This window comes from Microcoleus sp. T3_D1 (assembly GCF_036700405.1).
In the GTDB taxonomy this organism is placed as follows: Bacteria; Cyanobacteriota; Cyanobacteriia; order Cyanobacteriales; family Microcoleaceae; genus Microcoleus.
Genome location: NZ_JAUBOV010000052.1, coordinates 8,534 through 23,704 on the forward strand (window position 1 = coordinate 8,534; position 15,171 = coordinate 23,704).

A 15,171-nucleotide genomic window follows, 5' to 3' on the forward strand; every position below is an offset into this window, starting at 1 on the left:
GTGGAACAGGCATCTTGCCTGTTCCATTCCACAAGAGATGAATTTTCATCTTGTGGAACAGGCATCTTGCCTGTTCCATTCCACAAGAGATGAATTTTCATCTTGTGGAACAGGCATCTTGCCTGTTCCCTTCCACGGGCAAGATGCCCGTGCCACAAAAGATGAATTTTCATCTTGTGGAACAGGCATCTTGCCTGTTCCCTTCCACAAGAGATGAATTGTCTTCTTGTGGAACAGGCATCTTGCCTGTTGCTAAAAGGCTTATTAAAAATGCTTCAATATGTCAGTTAAACCAGACATCTACGAAAATCCTCTCGCAATTGATTTTCGTTTAAGTTGCGACCGATGAATACGAGTTCATTTTTCGGAGTTTCGGTAGCTTTCCAAGGTCTATCCGCCCGGCCATCGAACACCATGTGTACTCCTTGGAAAACAAATCGCTTGTTGTCTCCGGCGACATTCAAAATGCCCTTTGTCCGAAAGATATTCGGGCCTTGAGTTCGCAACAACTCCTCAATCCAATCGCTAAATTTGTTGCCATCAATAGCACCGGATTCGACTATTGCTACGGAAGTTACTGTTTCATCGTGTTCGTGAGTGTGTTCGCCCAAAAAGTCTGGTTCGATTTCTAATGCCCGGTTCAAATCAAATGCTTTAACGCCCAACAAAGCATCCATTTGTAATTCAGCATTGTGAGTACGGTGAATTTTTGCCATTGCATTCATGGCGCGAATTCGCTTTTCTAATTCAGCCAATTCTTCGTCAGTCACTAAATCAGTTTTGTTGAGCAAAACTACATCAGCAAATGCAATTTGTTCTTGAGCTTCGTCTGCGTCCCAGTGCTGCCCGATGTGCTTGGCATCGACTACCGTGACAACTGCGTCTAACAGTAATTTGTCCCGCATATCTTCGTCTACAAAAAATGTTTGAATTACGGGTGCAGGGTCGGCTAAACCTGTGGTTTCGATGACTATGTGGTCGAATTTGTCTCGCCGCTTCATTAAGTTACCGATAATCCGAATTAAATCACCTCGGACTGTACAGCAAATGCAGCCGTTGTTCATCTCGAAAATTTCTTCATCGGCATCAATTATCAGTTGGTTGTCGATGCCTACTTCGCCGAACTCGTTGACGATGACTGCAACTTTTTTGCCGTGTTCCTGTGTTAAAATTCGGTTGAGCAGCGTAGTTTTGCCTGCACCTAAATAGCCCGTGAGAACGGTAACAGGAACTGATTCGATCGCCCCAGCAGTCACCATACTTTACCTCGATTATTGTACAATGATAACCATTATCGCTATTTTACACCAGACTTGCTGGTAGTAGCAAGTTTATTAAAAAATGTTAAGAGTTTTTAACTACAGGAATACGCAGTCTTTGGTTCAGAGCTTACCCATAGGGCTAGAAACCGGGTTTCTACGAGTTTTGGGAGAACGAGAAATATAGGAAGAAACCCGGTTTCTGAGGTCAGCGTGTGTGGCTAATGACTGATGACAATTAATTGTTAATCATAGCTGCAATTCGATCGCGCTCTAACTCTCGACCAATCAGCACTAATTTGGTTTGGCGGAGTTCCGAAGGTTGCCAAGGACGATCGTAAAAATATTCTATGCGCTCGCCGACACCTTGCAACACCATCCTCATCGGTTTCTTGGGAACCGCCACAAACCCTTTAATCCGATAGATTTCCTCCTGCTGCATCAAGGATTGCAGTTTTTTCACCAAAGCTTCAGGTTCAAACTCGCGATCGGCAATAAAGTAAGTCGAGTTAATATCATCATCGTGCTCGTGTTCCTCCTCAGTGTCGTGGTGACTCGGACGAGACTCCAAATCATCCTCAACCGCCGCATTAAATCCCATTAGCACATCGGGGTTAATTTCGCCACCTTTGCACGGCACAATTTTCACACTCGGACGTAACTCTTGCTGCAACCAGCTTTGGACTTTCTTGTGAGTTTCAGCATCTACGCGATCGACCTTCGTTAAAAGTACCATATCGGCACAGGCTAACTGGTCTTCAAACAATTCCTCGATCGGAGTTTCGTGATCTAAACTAGAATCAGCTTGTCGCTGTGCCATCAAAGCATCGATATCACCGACAAAAGAACCGCTAGCAATAGCTTCGCAATCGACAACAGCAACAACACCGTCTACAGTAGCACCCGTGCGAATTTCCGGCCAGCGAAAAGCTTGAATCAAAGGTTTAGGAAGTGCGAGGCCCGAAGTCTCAATTAAGATACAATCAATTTGTTCTCGGCGCTTCAACAATTCCTGCATAGTCGGCAAGAATTCCTCTTGAACAGTGCAGCAAAGACAACCATTTGTCAGTTCAACAATATTGCTGCTGACAGTTTCTTCTTCGTCGCAAACTTGGCAATCGCGCAGCAGTTCTCCATCAATTCCGATTTCGCCAAATTCGTTAACCAGAACAGCAATGCGGCGACCTTGATTATTTTGCAATAAGTGGCGAATTAAGGTAGTTTTGCCGCTACCGAGAAAACCAGTGATGACAGTAACAGGAATTTTGTGCATTGATAATTTTGTTGTTGTTGGTGAAGGGGAATCTCTCGTTCTCTCGTTCCCAAGCTCTGCCCATTGATGAAAACTTAAGCCGACCGTCCGCCAGGGAATGAATTCCCTGGCTTATAGCTAAAGTCCTCTGAAGAGGACTAATGAGTTCTTCAGTCCTCATAGCGAGGACTTTAGCTTTGAGGCAGGGGTTTCAACCCCTGCCGGACTGCTGCCGGAGGGTCGGAGGGCCGGTTTGACGTTAAGTTGTCACCAATGGGCAGAGCATGGTAACGAGAAAGGCTCTAATTTCCCAGCGGTGGAATCTTTGCTAAAACGCCTTTTTTCAGAGCTTGAGGACGCTCAGACCAAGGCAACAAACCGTCTGGTTTAGCATAGTATTGACCCGCGCATTCGAGTACAGCCTCGACGCTTTCCGACTCATTTGCAGGTAAATCGCCAAACAGATAAGTGTACTTTCCTACAGCAGCAAAAGACACCGCACAAGAGTGACTGCAAGCACTCATGCACTCAACCTCTTGAATCTCAAACTTATCATAAAACTCCCAATCTTTAGCGAGTTGCGACAAATTTTCCATGAATTGTTGACCGCCGCTTTTACCTTCTCGCTTGCCGTTTTTCCAAACACTAGCGCAAGCAGTGCAAACAAATAGACTGTGCTTTGTGCGTACAGCCGCATTAATTCCATCCATCATCCGTACCTCGCAGATGCGTTCAAAAGTGAGTTAGATATCGGCGGGCATTCTGACTTGAGAAACCACAAGGGTTTCATTACAGTTGCGGGACAGCGCCGGACTTGCACCGAACTTTCCCCGTTTCCTCTAACGGCTGCTCCCCGCTAGAACCGATCGCGAAATCAAATCTTATCACAGTTGACGCCTTTTTTGAAAAAAGTTATCTTGGTAATAGCAATTTTTAATATATTCCCAGATAAATTAAACCAGAAGAACTACCTATGACAACTTTTCCCGACTTCTCCACACATGGCTATCAAGTCACTCGCGAACTCGGATACAACAGTCTGGGCGGCCGCGTCACGTATCTAGCTACAGAAACTAACACCAATAAATCAGTTGTTATTAAGCAATTTCAATTCGCGCAAGGGTCTAGCTGGGCGAAATACTCCGCTAGCCAACAGGAAACCCAAGTGCTGAAAAAGCTCGATCACCCCGGAATTCCACGCTATCTTGACGATTTTCAAACAGATAGCGGTTTTTGCATTGTTCAGGAATATATCAATGCCCAATCGGCGTGCGATCGCACTTTTTCGCTGCCAGATATCAAAAAAATTGCGATCGCCACTTTAGAAATTTTAGCTTACCTGCAATCTCAGAAACTGCCTGTAATTCACCGCGATATCAAACCAGAAAACTTATTAATTGACAACCAATTAAATGTTTACTTAGTAGACTTCGGCTTTGCACGAATTGGAGGCGGCTATATTGCAGCCAGCAGCGTTGTCAAAGGTACGATGGGATTCATGCCGCCGGAGCAAATGTTCAACCGAGAATTAACTAAAGCCTCGGATCTTTACGGTTTGGGAATCACCCTAATTTGCTTGTTAACTGGTACAAAATCTGCCGAGGTTGGCAATTTGATTGATGCTAATTATGGCATTCATTTTCGGCATTTAGTACCGCCGTTGCAACAAGGTTGGATGAATTGGTTGGAGAAAATGGTAGCGCCGAGAATTCAAGATAGATATCAGTCAGCGGCTGATGCTTTAGCTGCCCTAGAATCTTTGGATGTTAAACAATTGCCAAAAGTTAGGCTCGCTCTCAATCGGCTGGAACTTACCGCTACAGGATACGGAGAAATTTTAGCGCAAAATATCGCCATTAGCAACCCAATTCCCGATACAATGCTTGGCGGCAGATGGGAAGTCGCGCCACATCCGAATGACCCGCCACACACGCCTTACGACCATTCTTGGATTTCCTTTGAACCGCAGTCATTTGAAAGCAATAATATTGAATGCCAAATTCGAGTTGATACTCAAAAATTGCTGGCAAGTCAAACTTACAACCGCCAAATCATCTTACACGCCAATTCCGAGCCGGAAACTCATACAATAGAATTGCAAGTCACCACATCTGCCTTGCACGTACCGAAAAAAAATACTTCTTTGTCGGCGCGCAGGCTGGCTTTTATGTGTTGTTTTACCTTAGCAGGTTTTATGATTTCGGAGCTATTAACTAACCTCATCAACTCCAACAACGTTTTGCTCCATACTTTTTCGTGGTGGGTACCATTGGTCGTATTGTTTGGATTTAATTCCGCTGAAAATACCATTACAGTCATGACAGTAAATCCAAACAAACTCAAAGATATTAATGTTAAATGGTTAGATTTTAGGCAACTTTTTAAGCAAATATTGAAAGTGATTCTCGGTTCAAGTGTAGTTATCATTATTTTTACCCTGATGTTTTTTTTAAGCGCGGGGATTAAAGAACTACCTATAATAATTGATCTAATAATTAATATAATTTCCGCTACAATTTCTTCATGTGGGGGAATCGTAGTAATGGTGGTGTTAGCGAGATATTTAATTTTTTTAATGATGATAGATACCAGCGTTAACAATCTAGTTGCCGAGCAAGCAAGTAGAAAAATTTTTAAAGCAGATGCTACTAAAATATCCTTTCTTACTGTCGCATTTTGTACGCTCTTGGGAGCAACTTTTCGATTGTTTTTTAAATTGGGTAATCAGTTGGAATGGGTTGAACCAATCGAAATAATAGCCACAGTAGGAGTGACACTGCTCCCTCTAGTCGTGATTGCAATTGCGTTAGTTGACACGCTCGTTTTTAACCCAAAAAGAATTATTTCCAACTATCGCAAATCAGAACAAAATTTAATTAGACCGTAGTCATCATTCCTTAGTCATTAGTCAGCAGTCATTAGATTTGAGATTGTACGATCCGCAGATTGGGAGATTGTACGATTGAGATAATTCCCAATTCCCAATTACAACTGTCAACTGTCAACTGTCAACTATTTAACTATGAATGCTTTTCCTGACTTTTCTAACTACGGCTATCAAATAACTCGCGAACTCGGACACAATCGCGCCGGCGGTAGAGTTACCTATCTCGCTACCGAAATTAATACCCAACGTGCCGTAGCTATCAAACAATTTCAATTTGCCAAAACAGGCGCTAATTGGTCGGAGTATCAAGCTTACGAAAAAGAAATTCAGATTTTGCGAGAACTGGATCACCCCAGCATTCCTCGGTATTTAGATTCCTTCCAAACAGCATCGGGTTTCTGCATGGTACAGGAATACAAAAATGCCAATTCCCTCGCAACTCTTCGCAAGCTAACGCCACAGCAAATCAAGCAAATTGCTATCTCGGTTTTAGAAATTCTTAAATACTTGCAAAACCGCGTTCCGCCATTAATTCACCGAGATTTAAAACCGGAGAATATCTTAGTGGACGATCGCCTGAATGTCAGCCTTGTCGATTTCGGATTTGCTAGAATCGGGGGGGGAGAAGTGGCTGCTAGCAGCGTTGTCAAAGGCACCTTGGGCTTTATGCCACCAGAACAAATGTTTAACCGCCAGCTAACTGTGGCATCGGATTTATACAGTCTCGGCGCGACGCTAATTTGCTTGCTAATCAGGATAAGTTCTCTCGAAATTGGCAGCTTGATGGACGAGACGGGACGGATTAATTTTAAAAGGCAGATTAATTTTAAAAATCGCTTGCAGCAGTTAACTCCAGAATTTATTGACTGGCTGCAAAAAATGGTGGAACCTAATTTCAAACACCGCTATCCTTCGGCAGATGCGGCCCTCAATGCTTTGATTCCCCTCGAAGTAGTCCAGCAGCGCCACAACTCAAAACTTGCGCTGATATTAGTCGGATTATCAACAGTAACGGTATTGTTAACAGTAATTGCTCCAATTGCTGCTATGCTTAGTCCCGTCGTCGCTGCTATTTTTAGACCGTTGTTACTAAATTATCCCCAACCTCAAGCAGTAGTTGACTCCCCACTAATAACTAACAAACTAAATTTAAAAGCTTTAACTCAAGCGAGGTTGACTGACGAGCTAGAAGCTACAAAAACTACAGATGTCTGGTCTTTGAAACAACAAAAGAAAGTCTATTTGACCGTAAGTGCTGCGAGCTTGCCAGAGGGAGAATATAGAGGAGATTGTGAGGTGTTTAATCCTCAAGGAAAATTAGTACAGCGGGGTGCATCGAATTTAAAAACGACAGGAGGTAGATTAAATACTTGGTGCTGGTACAATTTTCAAAAAGATGACCAACCTGGCAATTGGTACTTTGAATTTTACTTAAACAATCGAAGAGTGGCGCAAAATAGTTTCAAAGTCTTACCTTAACATAGTTGTCCCGGAGGGGCAGTGAATTTCTTTGCCGTCAAAAGTTGGCCCACTCCTGATTGTTTTAGGAGGGGCATCGCTCTCACAAACTGCTGCCATAGTTGTTAGTAGATTGCTACCATTTTTTTTGAAAGCAACTACTGCACCCGTATACCACCTCTTGTTGCTACGAGAGCGAGGTTGGGCGAATGCGAGTGTCATTTCAAATGGTGCTGCTTCGCTTTGATTGTGTAAAGTTTGAACCGGACCCATTGATAACCGAGTTCTGTATTTATAATAATGATCGTAGGTTTCTTTTTCACTTCCTAGACCTAATCCTTTTAGGGAAGAACTAAATTGATTATTTTCTGCATAGTAAGCTTGCTGCCTTTGATTGATGAGTAAAATTTCTTTTTCTGCTATGGCCGATCGCGGAATGAAGTATACTATCGTGTTGTATTTGAAATCGTACCAACACAACATTAGGCTGGCTAGCAAACCGCACTGAATTGCCATTGACACTCCGGGAATTCCGTCTAAGAAACTTGGTATTTTAACTCTGGGTTGTTTACTTGCTTTAGCTGCATTTCTTGGCATTTTTTCGACAGTTATTTTTACAGTTATAAGTTTACTCCTTAAGGTCTTACCTTAAGATTGCATTCGCTCGATCGACCTTGAAAAAGTTTGTAGTGTTCGGCTTGTAGAGGCGGGTTCGCCAAGGGAATTAAAGGTAGCAAATTTGTAGGGTGCGCCACAAGCACCCTACAGAGTACAAATTATGCAGTTTCGTGCTGTTTGTGCCATGCGGGATGCCACAGCAATTCAGCAGTCGATCGCTTCTCGACCATTTCAGGAGTAATCATACAGTTAGCCACATCCTTGCGAGAAGGCAACTCGTACATCACATCCAGCATTAACTCTTCTAAAATGCTGCGGAGAGCTCTGGCGCCGGTTTTGCGACGATAGGCCTCCTGGGCGATCGCCCGTAGCGCTTCCGGCTGGAATTCCAACTCCACGCTGTCCATCTTCAACAGCTTTTGATACTGCTTCACCAGCGCATTCCGGGGCTCGGTCAATATCTGCATCAAAGCTGCCTCATCCAGCGGCGAAATCACCGTCACCACCGGTATCCGCCCCACAAACTCAGGAATCAAACCAAACTTGACTAAATCGTCCGGCTGTACCTGCTGCAAAATATCAGCGGCCCGCTTGTCTTTCGCCGGCAAAGTTGAGTTGCTGTCGCTTTCTGTTGGCTGAATAAAGCCCAAGGATTTTTTACCCAAACGCTGTTCAACTATTTTTTCCAAACCGACAAAAGCACCGCCACAAATAAATAGAATTTTGCTAGTGTCAACTTGAATAAAATCTTGGTAAGGATGTTTGCGGCCGCCTTGGGGGGGCACGTTAACCACTGTTCCTTCCAACATTTTTAGCAGCGCTTGCTGCACTCCTTCTCCCGATACATCCCTAGTGATCGAAGTGTTTTCGCTTTTGCGAGCAATCTTGTCAATTTCATCAATATAAATAATGCCCCGCTGCGCCGCTTCAACATCAAAATCGGACATTTGCAGCAGCCGCAGCAAGATATTTTCTACATCGTCGCCGACATATCCAGCTTCTGTCAGTGTCGTCGCATCCGCTACCGCAAACGGAACTTCGAGCATTTGCGCCAAACTTTGCGCTAACAAAGTTTTGCCACAACCTGTGGGCCCGACTAGCAGGATGTTGGATTTTTGCAGTTCTACATCGCTGTCAGGGGAAGACTTGTCGCTATCTTTAGCTGGGTCAACGCTCAAGCGCTTGTAGTGGTTGTAAACTGCTACAGAAAGGACTTTTTTTGCTGAATGCTGGCCGATGACGTGGTTGTCTAAATGCTGCTTAATCTCTGTGGGTTTCGGAATTTGAGCTAAAACAATTTTCGATTTGTTCGATCGCCCTGGGCGCCGGGTTCCTTGTCCCTGAGACTCACGCACCTCTGATTGGGGAATCTGTTGACCAATTGTTTTACTGGAGTCAAAGAACTCCTCCTCTAAAATTTCATTGCACAGTTCCACGCATTCATCGCAAATGTATACGCCGGGCCCAGCTATTAACTTGCGGACGTACTCTTGCGACTTGCCGCAAAAGGAGCATCTGAGATGGGAGTCATATTTTGACATATTTGCCTCTTAATTTACGGTTGCGGTTGCTTGTTTCGACTGGGGAAGTTGCCGCGGGAGCGACCTTAGCTTTGCCCTAGAAGGGTTTCCCGATCGGACACCCAAGCCAGTCAGTCGATTTTAGATTTTAGATTTTAGATTTTAGATTTACTCCACAGAGGAATTTTGGAGCTGAACTAGGGTCTAAAATTTGGGGCTCTGCACGACTTAAGTCGGGGGCTTGTCTCCGTTTTTTGGCGGAGTCAAGCTTCGCGATCTCTGTTTCTAAGTTAACACTTTTGAGGCTTTAGTCATTAGTCATGAGTCCTGCGAGCAAATTTGAATTTTTCATTTTCACTTGAAAATAAAGCCGCACGGGCTTACCATTTTTTGTATTCCAAAAATTTTCCCGACATAATTATTTTCACTCGATCGCCTTTTGGGTCTGCTTCTTTCTCGACATCCAAAGTAAAGTCGATCGCGCTCATAATCCCGTCACCAAATTTTTCGTGAATCACTGCTTTGAGTGGCATCCCGTAAACCTGCATAATTTCATAGAAACGATAAATCAGGGGGTCAACCGGAACCGAGGCCTCCAAAGAACCTTTTAACGGAGGTTCACACAGAACCGCACCCGTCTCGCTATCTAGTCCCAAAGCCGAGACAATTTTCTCGGCTTCATCTTCTGATGCGGTAGCTTGACGGTAAATAACCGCAGCAATCCAAACTTCGTCGCGCCCCAAAACTTTTTCCAAATCTGCAAAACTAATTCCCTTAGCTTTTTTAGCCGCCAAAAGCTTTTCTGTAATTCCTGAAATTGCCATTAAATATTCTCCCCTTCACTTCAGTGTCCGATGTGAAATATGTCTCACATTTTTGGAATTTTGTCAATACTAAATTGAGAAAAAAATCGAATTGATAGGTCGGAACTTCAGCCCAAGTTGGTCTCGTCAACCCCCACAACTCATACAATTTGAGATTTGAGATTTGAGATGTTAGATTGGCAATGACTTATGACTACCAGGGTTGGGAGCTAGTCAACAGTTGCATTATTTTTGCCAACTCGTATCACAACCGCTAAATCCTAAAATAACTCCTAACTGCCCAGGGGCAATGCTACAGTTGGCAGTATATGTAATAAAAGTTACACGCGCCAAGGCCTTCGGCATTCGGCAAACGGGTGAATTTTGATCGTGCTAGCCTGAAGATCAATCCTCGCTCACGCAGCCAAAGCCCCTTTACCACTCAAAACCGGCAACTGACAAAAGTATTGTAAAACTTCGTAGAGTTTATAAGCAATTATCAACAATAATGGTATCATATCGCTATGAGTGTTGAACAAGAAATACGCACAGCCCAAAGAACGGAAGTCTCAAATGCAGCTAACAGAGAGGCACATCATTAAATCAACGTCACACCGTTTCGCCCAAATAGACGAACTAGCTTTCAAGTCGAAAAACCTCTACAATGCCGCCAATTACGTCATTCGTCAGAGCTTTATTTATGGATGGGGTTATGTCAGTTATAACGAAATGAATCGATTGATGAAGTCTCATGAAGCCTACAAGGCTTTGCCTGCAAAAGTTAGTCAGCAAATCTTGATGGTGTTAGACAAGAATTGGAAATCGTTTTTTAAAGCAGTTAAAGCTTACAAGGCTGATTCTTCAAAATTCACGGGTCGCCCAAAATTGCCAAAGTACAAAGACAAAACCAAAGGGCGAAACCTTCTCGTCTACACGATTCAAGCGATTAGTAGTAAACAGTTGAAGAAAGGAATTATTAAACTTTCTGGTACTGAACTTTTAATCAAAACCAAACTCAATCCCAACCAGATTTGTCAAGTTAGGCTGGTTCCGAAATGTGATTCCTATGTAATTGAGGTAATTTATGATGAACCGGAGCCCACTCTTGGCAACGCTAATTCTGTAGCTAGTATTGATTTAGGACTGGATAATTTAGTGGCGTTAACTTCAAATCAACCGGAATTTATCCCTTTGTTGATTAACGGGCGACCATTGAAATCGATTAACCAGTTCTACAATAAGCGGAAAGCACGATTGCAATCCCAGTTAAAAGGGAATCGCAAAACTTCGCCCCGCATTCAGCGCTTAACTCGCTGTCGCCATCAAAAAGTTGATAATTACTTACATCATGCTAGCCGTCTAATTATTAACCTTTTGCTCACCAAGCAGATTGGGACGCTAGTAATTGGTAAGAACGCGCAGTGGAAAACAGAAATCGAGTTAGGGAAGCAAACCAATCAAAACTTTGTTAGTATTCCTCACTCTCGATTAATTGAAATGTTGGAGTACAAAGCTCGGTTGGCGGGAATCACAGTAATTGTGCAGGAAGAATCCTACACATCCCGATCCAGTTTTTTAGGTTTAGACCCAATTCCTGTTTATGGAACAACAGAAAAAGAGCCTGTGTTTACTGGTAAGCGGATTAAGCGGGGTTTGTACAAAACATCGACGGGTCAGCTAATTAATTCCGATGTGAATGCTTCGTACAATATCCTCAGAAAAGCAATCCCAAATGCCTTGTGCGATGGGATAGGGAGCTGCGTAGTTCAGCCGAGGCGGGTCGATCCGCTCAAAGTGAAAGGGAAGGGGGAGGGACTTAACGCCTCCCATGTCAGGCAATAAATGACTATACTTTTACCAGCTATGGAGATTCAGACCAAAGATTACACGATCCAGTACGATCGCGCTACGCAAACAGTCACCTGTAGCGGCTCGTTCCGACTCAGCCAGGTGGAAGAGTACGCACCGATCGTCGATCTGCTCAACGAAGTGGCTGACTCCTGCCCAAACACGGTGACTCTAGACCTGCGAAAGCTAGAATTTTTAAATAGTTCTGGAATTAATATTGTCTCAAAATTTGTGATCAAAGTGCGCCAGCAAAAAAATATTCAAATGGCCATCAAAGGTTCTAAACAGATCCCCTGGCAGATAAAATCCCTGAAAAACTTGCAGCGGCTGATGCCTTCCTTGCACTTAGAATTGGAATAGTATCGAAAAAGGTAAAGATGAATCCCCGGCTAAGTCCGCGAACCAGGATCAGGGTGGCTGAAGTTAATCGGAATAAGTCATAGTTAAACTAGCACAAAACCATAAAAAACTTCAGAACCGACTAAAAATTACCAATTTTCAATTGCTATGCAGGAAGAACCATCGACAGAACAGCTACTTTTCGACGTTCAGCGGCTGAGTGCGGAACTTGAAAACTTGAAGCGCGAAAAGGTTGACCTAGAACTTTTGCTGGAGACTACCACCGAACATTCAGATACGATGGAAGCTCACTTGCTGAGCAAAGCTCAGTTGGCGCTGCGTTCAAGCGAAGAGCAGTTTCGGGCGATCGCCTCGGCAACTCCCGTGCCCATATTAGTTTCTCGCCTCTGTGACGGCTTAATTCTGTATGCGAACGCTCAATTGGCTTCTCTGCTGAACATACCCCTAGAAAAATTGATCGGCTGCAGCACTCCCGACTTTTACTTCAACCCCGCCGATCGCCCAAAGGTACTTGAGGCACTTGCTAAGGACGGATACCTCCAAAACTACGAAATCCACTGCAAAAAATCAGACGGCACCGCTTTCTGGGCGATGATCTCGGTTCAGTCGCTGGTGTTTAACGGCGAGCCGACAGCATTGTGCGCCTTGTACGACCTCACCCAGCGCAAGGAAGCAGAACAAACCCTCCAAGAGAGCGAAAAGCGGCTCCGCCGCCAGAGTTTGGCTTTGTTGCAGCTAGGTAGACAGAGGACTCTCAACAGCGGTGCGCTGAATGTGGGAATTCGCGAAATTACCGAGGCTGCAGCCCGCACTTTGGATGTGGAAAAAGTCAGCGTCTGGCTTTACAACCACGGAAGATTTGGAACTCGCTACCCGAACGAACCCCAGCTAAATTTTACGGAGAGAGTGCTCGCCCACAACAAAACAGAGCCACTCGATACAGAGGCCGCGGCCTCAGAGCAACAGGAGGGGGTGAATCATTCTAAGTTTAAAATGCCCAACCTCAAATTAGTTTGTCTCGACTTGTACGATCGCACCCAGGAGAATCATTTGAGCCGGGAGTCCATATCGCCCAGCGATTTAAATTTATCCCTTTTAGATGTTGAGGGCGACGCACCGGGCGAAAATTTGCGATCGGAGAATGGTTTAGAACCTACGACAAAGACTCAAAAATCTCTACAAACAAATTTGTCCCACGCATCTTCGCTAGCCGAACATTCCGCTGTGCTGCCAAATGCCAGCAAGCCCAATTCATCCATATTAAATGTAGCAATTAGGCTCGGCGGGCAGATCGTGGGCATCCTCTCTCTCGAACATATCGGCGCGCCCCGCCAGTGGGCTCTAGAGGAGCGCACCTTCGCCGATTCTTTGGCAAATTTGGTAGCGCTGGCGATCGAAGGATTTGAGCGCCAGCGGGCTCAGGAAGCACTCTCCAAAGCCAAAGCGCAGCTAGAAATGACCGTCGATCAGCGTACCACTCAACTCACCACCGCCAATAAACTGCTCCGCATCGAAATTGCCGAGCGCAAAAGAGCCGAAATAGCCTTGCAAGAAGCCTTACACAAAGCTGAAGCAGCTTCGAGAGCTAAAAGCACTTTTTTAGCCAATATGAGCCACGAGCTGCGGACACCGCTCAACGCGATTATCGGTTACAGCGAAATGCTACAAGAAGAAGCACGGGAATCGGGACTCGAAGAGATCATTCCCGATACCCAAAAAATTTATAGCGCCGGCAAACACTTGCTGACTTTAATTAACGATATTCTCGACCTTTCTAAGATAGAAGCCGGTCGGATGGAGCTTTATTTAGAAAAATTTGACCTCTGTAATTTAATAGAAGAAGTCGTTGCAACTTTGCACCCTTTGGTGGAAAAAAACCACAATCAATTGCAAGTTTCTTGCTCTGAGACTTTGGGAGTGATGTATGCAGATTTGACTAAAGTCCGGCAAATTCTGTTCAATTTGCTCTCGAATGCCCTGAAGTTTACCGAAGGTGGAACGGTGCTGTTGAGCGCGACTCGCGAACCAGCAGGTGACAGCGATTGGGTTTATTTGCAGGTATCTGATACGGGGATTGGAATGTCGGCCGAACAGCAGCAGGGTTTGTTTCAACCTTTTATTCAAGGGGACGCTTCGACTACTCGCAAGTACGGCGGCACCGGTTTAGGATTGGCCATTAGCCGCTTGTTTTGCCAGATGATGGGCGGCGATATCACTGTTGAGAGTGAGTTGGGTGGTGGCTCTACTTTTACTGTTCATTTAAAGGCAGAAGTTGATATTAGTTAGAAGCAAGTTGGGCAACTAGCAATGTAGGGGATTTAAGGGATTTAACGGGTGGGGGTGTTTCCAGGAATTGTGTACCGGATTTAACGGATTTAACGGCTCGCAAAAGATGGAATAATTTCCCCATTACCAATTATCCATTACCAATTACCCATTACCAATTACCCATTCCCTTTTTAATTGTGACACCGATCGCGATCGACCTCTGTTGTCGATCACACACTAGCATTTGTTTTCAGCCTAGAATACCTATATTATCCCAAAATTGTCCTGCAGGCACGATCGGGCGTCTCGCTGCATTTACAAATCCCACCTCAACCTAATTAAGGGGGTGGGGGGTTGCTTCCAGAAAGGCAATTTGGTAAAAGTAATGCTATGGTCGCGAAGCAGTAGAAGGCCAAATTTAACAGGAAATCAGGAAGTTTCAAAAGTCTCTGGACGCAGAAACACAATTCTGCTTTTTGCCTTCATACTGCTTCTACTGGCGAGATAGCACTGCTGCTGAAAGCAATGCACAATTTATCAGAATCAAAGGAGTGCATCTACATGATTAAACCTTGCAGTCAACCGCTAAAAATAAATCCTTTTACTTGTTATCGCGATCCGGCTACAGGCAGGTGGACTACTGTAGTTACAACTGTTCAGAACCCTTGCGAAACAGACTCTAGTTTAAAAGCAGAAGCCGAAGCCGAAAACGAAGGTAAAGCAGAAACGATCCTTTCTGCTTCGCCTGCTGTCTCGGTGTCGAAAAAAGTCCTTTCTTTCTCCTTGCCTCAGTTTAAACACCGTGCCAAAAAATCTGCTGTTAGTGTCAGCAGGTAGCTATCGCAGGGGTCTAATCTAGTTTCCACGGTTAGTCCCCCACGATGGCCCAATAAAAAAA

13 protein-coding genes and 1 riboswitch are annotated in these 15,171 nt (G+C 44.5%); of the genes, 7 read left to right on the forward strand and 6 right to left on the reverse strand.

All coding sequences use genetic code 11. The features are described 5' to 3' along the window. Positions 1-217: hypothetical protein (locus QT992_RS21860; RefSeq protein WP_333339976.1), on the forward strand; the 217-nt coding region annotated here is incomplete at its 5' end. Between the two features lie 70 nt (positions 218-287). Here QT992_RS21860 and QT992_RS21865 read toward each other — a convergent pair. The 3 genes from QT992_RS21865 to QT992_RS21875 form a co-directional block, all read right to left on the reverse strand. Then, a complete protein-coding gene (locus tag QT992_RS21865; RefSeq protein WP_333318186.1) occupies positions 288-1,259 on the reverse strand; it encodes a GTP-binding protein in 972 nt (323 codons plus the stop codon). 238 nt (positions 1,260-1,497) lie between these two features. Next, a complete protein-coding gene (gene cobW, locus QT992_RS21870) occupies positions 1,498-2,532 on the reverse strand; it encodes a cobalamin biosynthesis protein CobW (RefSeq protein WP_333318184.1) in 1,035 nt (344 codons plus the stop codon). Positions 2,533-2,813: 281 nt separating this feature from the next. After that, complete coding sequence (locus QT992_RS21875; protein ID WP_333318182.1) at positions 2,814-3,224, reverse strand: DUF1636 domain-containing protein; 411 nt, start codon at positions 3,222-3,224, stop codon at positions 2,814-2,816. A gap of 22 nt (positions 3,225-3,246) precedes the next feature. Further along, a riboswitch (cobalamin riboswitch) is annotated at positions 3,247-3,393 on the reverse strand. Positions 3,394-3,484: 91 nt separating this feature from the next. Between QT992_RS21875 and QT992_RS21880 the strand changes: the two genes are divergently transcribed. Both QT992_RS21880 and QT992_RS21885 read left to right on the forward strand, forming a co-directional pair. Further along, positions 3,485-5,398: a serine/threonine-protein kinase gene (locus QT992_RS21880; RefSeq protein WP_333318180.1), complete on the forward strand. Its 1,914-nt coding sequence runs from the start codon at positions 3,485-3,487 to the stop codon at positions 5,396-5,398. Between the two features lie 135 nt (positions 5,399-5,533). Then, complete coding sequence (locus QT992_RS21885) at positions 5,534-6,877, forward strand: serine/threonine-protein kinase (RefSeq protein WP_333318178.1); 1,344 nt, start codon at positions 5,534-5,536, stop codon at positions 6,875-6,877. Here QT992_RS21885 and QT992_RS21890 read toward each other — a convergent pair. The 3 genes from QT992_RS21890 to cynS all read right to left on the reverse strand — a co-directional run bounded on the left by QT992_RS21890 (position 6,869) and on the right by cynS (position 9,818). Next, positions 6,869-7,453: a type IV pilin-like G/H family protein gene (locus QT992_RS21890; RefSeq protein ID WP_333318177.1), complete on the reverse strand. Its 585-nt coding sequence runs from the start codon at positions 7,451-7,453 to the stop codon at positions 6,869-6,871. The genes QT992_RS21885 and QT992_RS21890 overlap by 9 nt on opposite strands. Before the next feature lie 179 nt (positions 7,454-7,632). Further along, positions 7,633-9,015, reverse strand: coding sequence for an ATP-dependent protease ATP-binding subunit ClpX (clpX, locus tag QT992_RS21895; RefSeq protein ID WP_333318176.1), 1,383 nt, complete (start codon positions 9,013-9,015; stop codon positions 7,633-7,635). 359 nt (positions 9,016-9,374) lie between these two features. Next, complete coding sequence (cynS, locus tag QT992_RS21900) at positions 9,375-9,818, reverse strand: cyanase (protein ID WP_333221371.1); 444 nt, start codon at positions 9,816-9,818, stop codon at positions 9,375-9,377. A gap of 552 nt (positions 9,819-10,370) precedes the next feature. On the opposite strand from cynS, the gene QT992_RS21905 reads away from it, so the two are divergent. The 4 genes from QT992_RS21905 to QT992_RS21920 all read left to right on the forward strand — a co-directional run bounded on the left by QT992_RS21905 (position 10,371) and on the right by QT992_RS21920 (position 15,110). Continuing rightward, positions 10,371-11,639: a transposase gene (locus tag QT992_RS21905; protein ID WP_333339983.1), complete on the forward strand. Its 1,269-nt coding sequence runs from the start codon at positions 10,371-10,373 to the stop codon at positions 11,637-11,639. Between the two features lie 21 nt (positions 11,640-11,660). Continuing rightward, a complete protein-coding gene (locus QT992_RS21910) occupies positions 11,661-12,005 on the forward strand; it encodes a slr1659 superfamily regulator (protein ID WP_333143483.1) in 345 nt (114 codons plus the stop codon). 147 nt (positions 12,006-12,152) lie between these two features. Next, positions 12,153-14,291: an ATP-binding protein gene (locus QT992_RS21915; RefSeq protein ID WP_333377701.1), complete on the forward strand. Its 2,139-nt coding sequence runs from the start codon at positions 12,153-12,155 to the stop codon at positions 14,289-14,291. A 507-nt stretch (positions 14,292-14,798) separates the two neighbouring features. Next, positions 14,799-15,110, forward strand: coding sequence for a hypothetical protein (locus QT992_RS21920; RefSeq protein ID WP_333318174.1), 312 nt, complete (start codon positions 14,799-14,801; stop codon positions 15,108-15,110). The last annotated feature ends 61 nt before the right edge of the window (positions 15,111-15,171 follow it).

What these genes read in the sequence shown, in the direction of transcription:
- QT992_RS21865 (WP_333318186.1), bottom strand. Translation starts at nt 1,259, where the DNA reads ATGGTGACTGCTGGGGCGATCGAATCAGTTCCTGTTACCGTTCTCACG.
- cobW (WP_333318184.1), bottom strand. Translation starts at nt 2,532, where the DNA reads ATGCACAAAATTCCTGTTACTGTCATCACTGGTTTTCTCGGTAGCGGC.
- QT992_RS21875 (WP_333318182.1), bottom strand. Translation starts at nt 3,224, where the DNA reads ATGATGGATGGAATTAATGCGGCTGTACGCACAAAGCACAGTCTATTT.
- QT992_RS21880 (WP_333318180.1), top strand. Translation starts at nt 3,485, where the DNA reads ATGACAACTTTTCCCGACTTCTCCACACATGGCTATCAAGTCACTCGC.
- QT992_RS21885 (WP_333318178.1), top strand. Translation starts at nt 5,534, where the DNA reads ATGAATGCTTTTCCTGACTTTTCTAACTACGGCTATCAAATAACTCGC.
- QT992_RS21890 (WP_333318177.1), bottom strand. Translation starts at nt 7,453, where the DNA reads ATGCCAAGAAATGCAGCTAAAGCAAGTAAACAACCCAGAGTTAAAATA.
- clpX (WP_333318176.1), bottom strand. Translation starts at nt 9,015, where the DNA reads ATGTCAAAATATGACTCCCATCTCAGATGCTCCTTTTGCGGCAAGTCG.
- cynS (WP_333221371.1), bottom strand. Translation starts at nt 9,818, where the DNA reads ATGGCAATTTCAGGAATTACAGAAAAGCTTTTGGCGGCTAAAAAAGCT.
- QT992_RS21905 (WP_333339983.1), top strand. Translation starts at nt 10,371, where the DNA reads ATGCAGCTAACAGAGAGGCACATCATTAAATCAACGTCACACCGTTTC.
- QT992_RS21910 (WP_333143483.1), top strand. Translation starts at nt 11,661, where the DNA reads ATGGAGATTCAGACCAAAGATTACACGATCCAGTACGATCGCGCTACG.
- QT992_RS21915 (WP_333377701.1), top strand. Translation starts at nt 12,153, where the DNA reads ATGCAGGAAGAACCATCGACAGAACAGCTACTTTTCGACGTTCAGCGG.
- QT992_RS21920 (WP_333318174.1), top strand. Translation starts at nt 14,799, where the DNA reads ATGCACAATTTATCAGAATCAAAGGAGTGCATCTACATGATTAAACCT.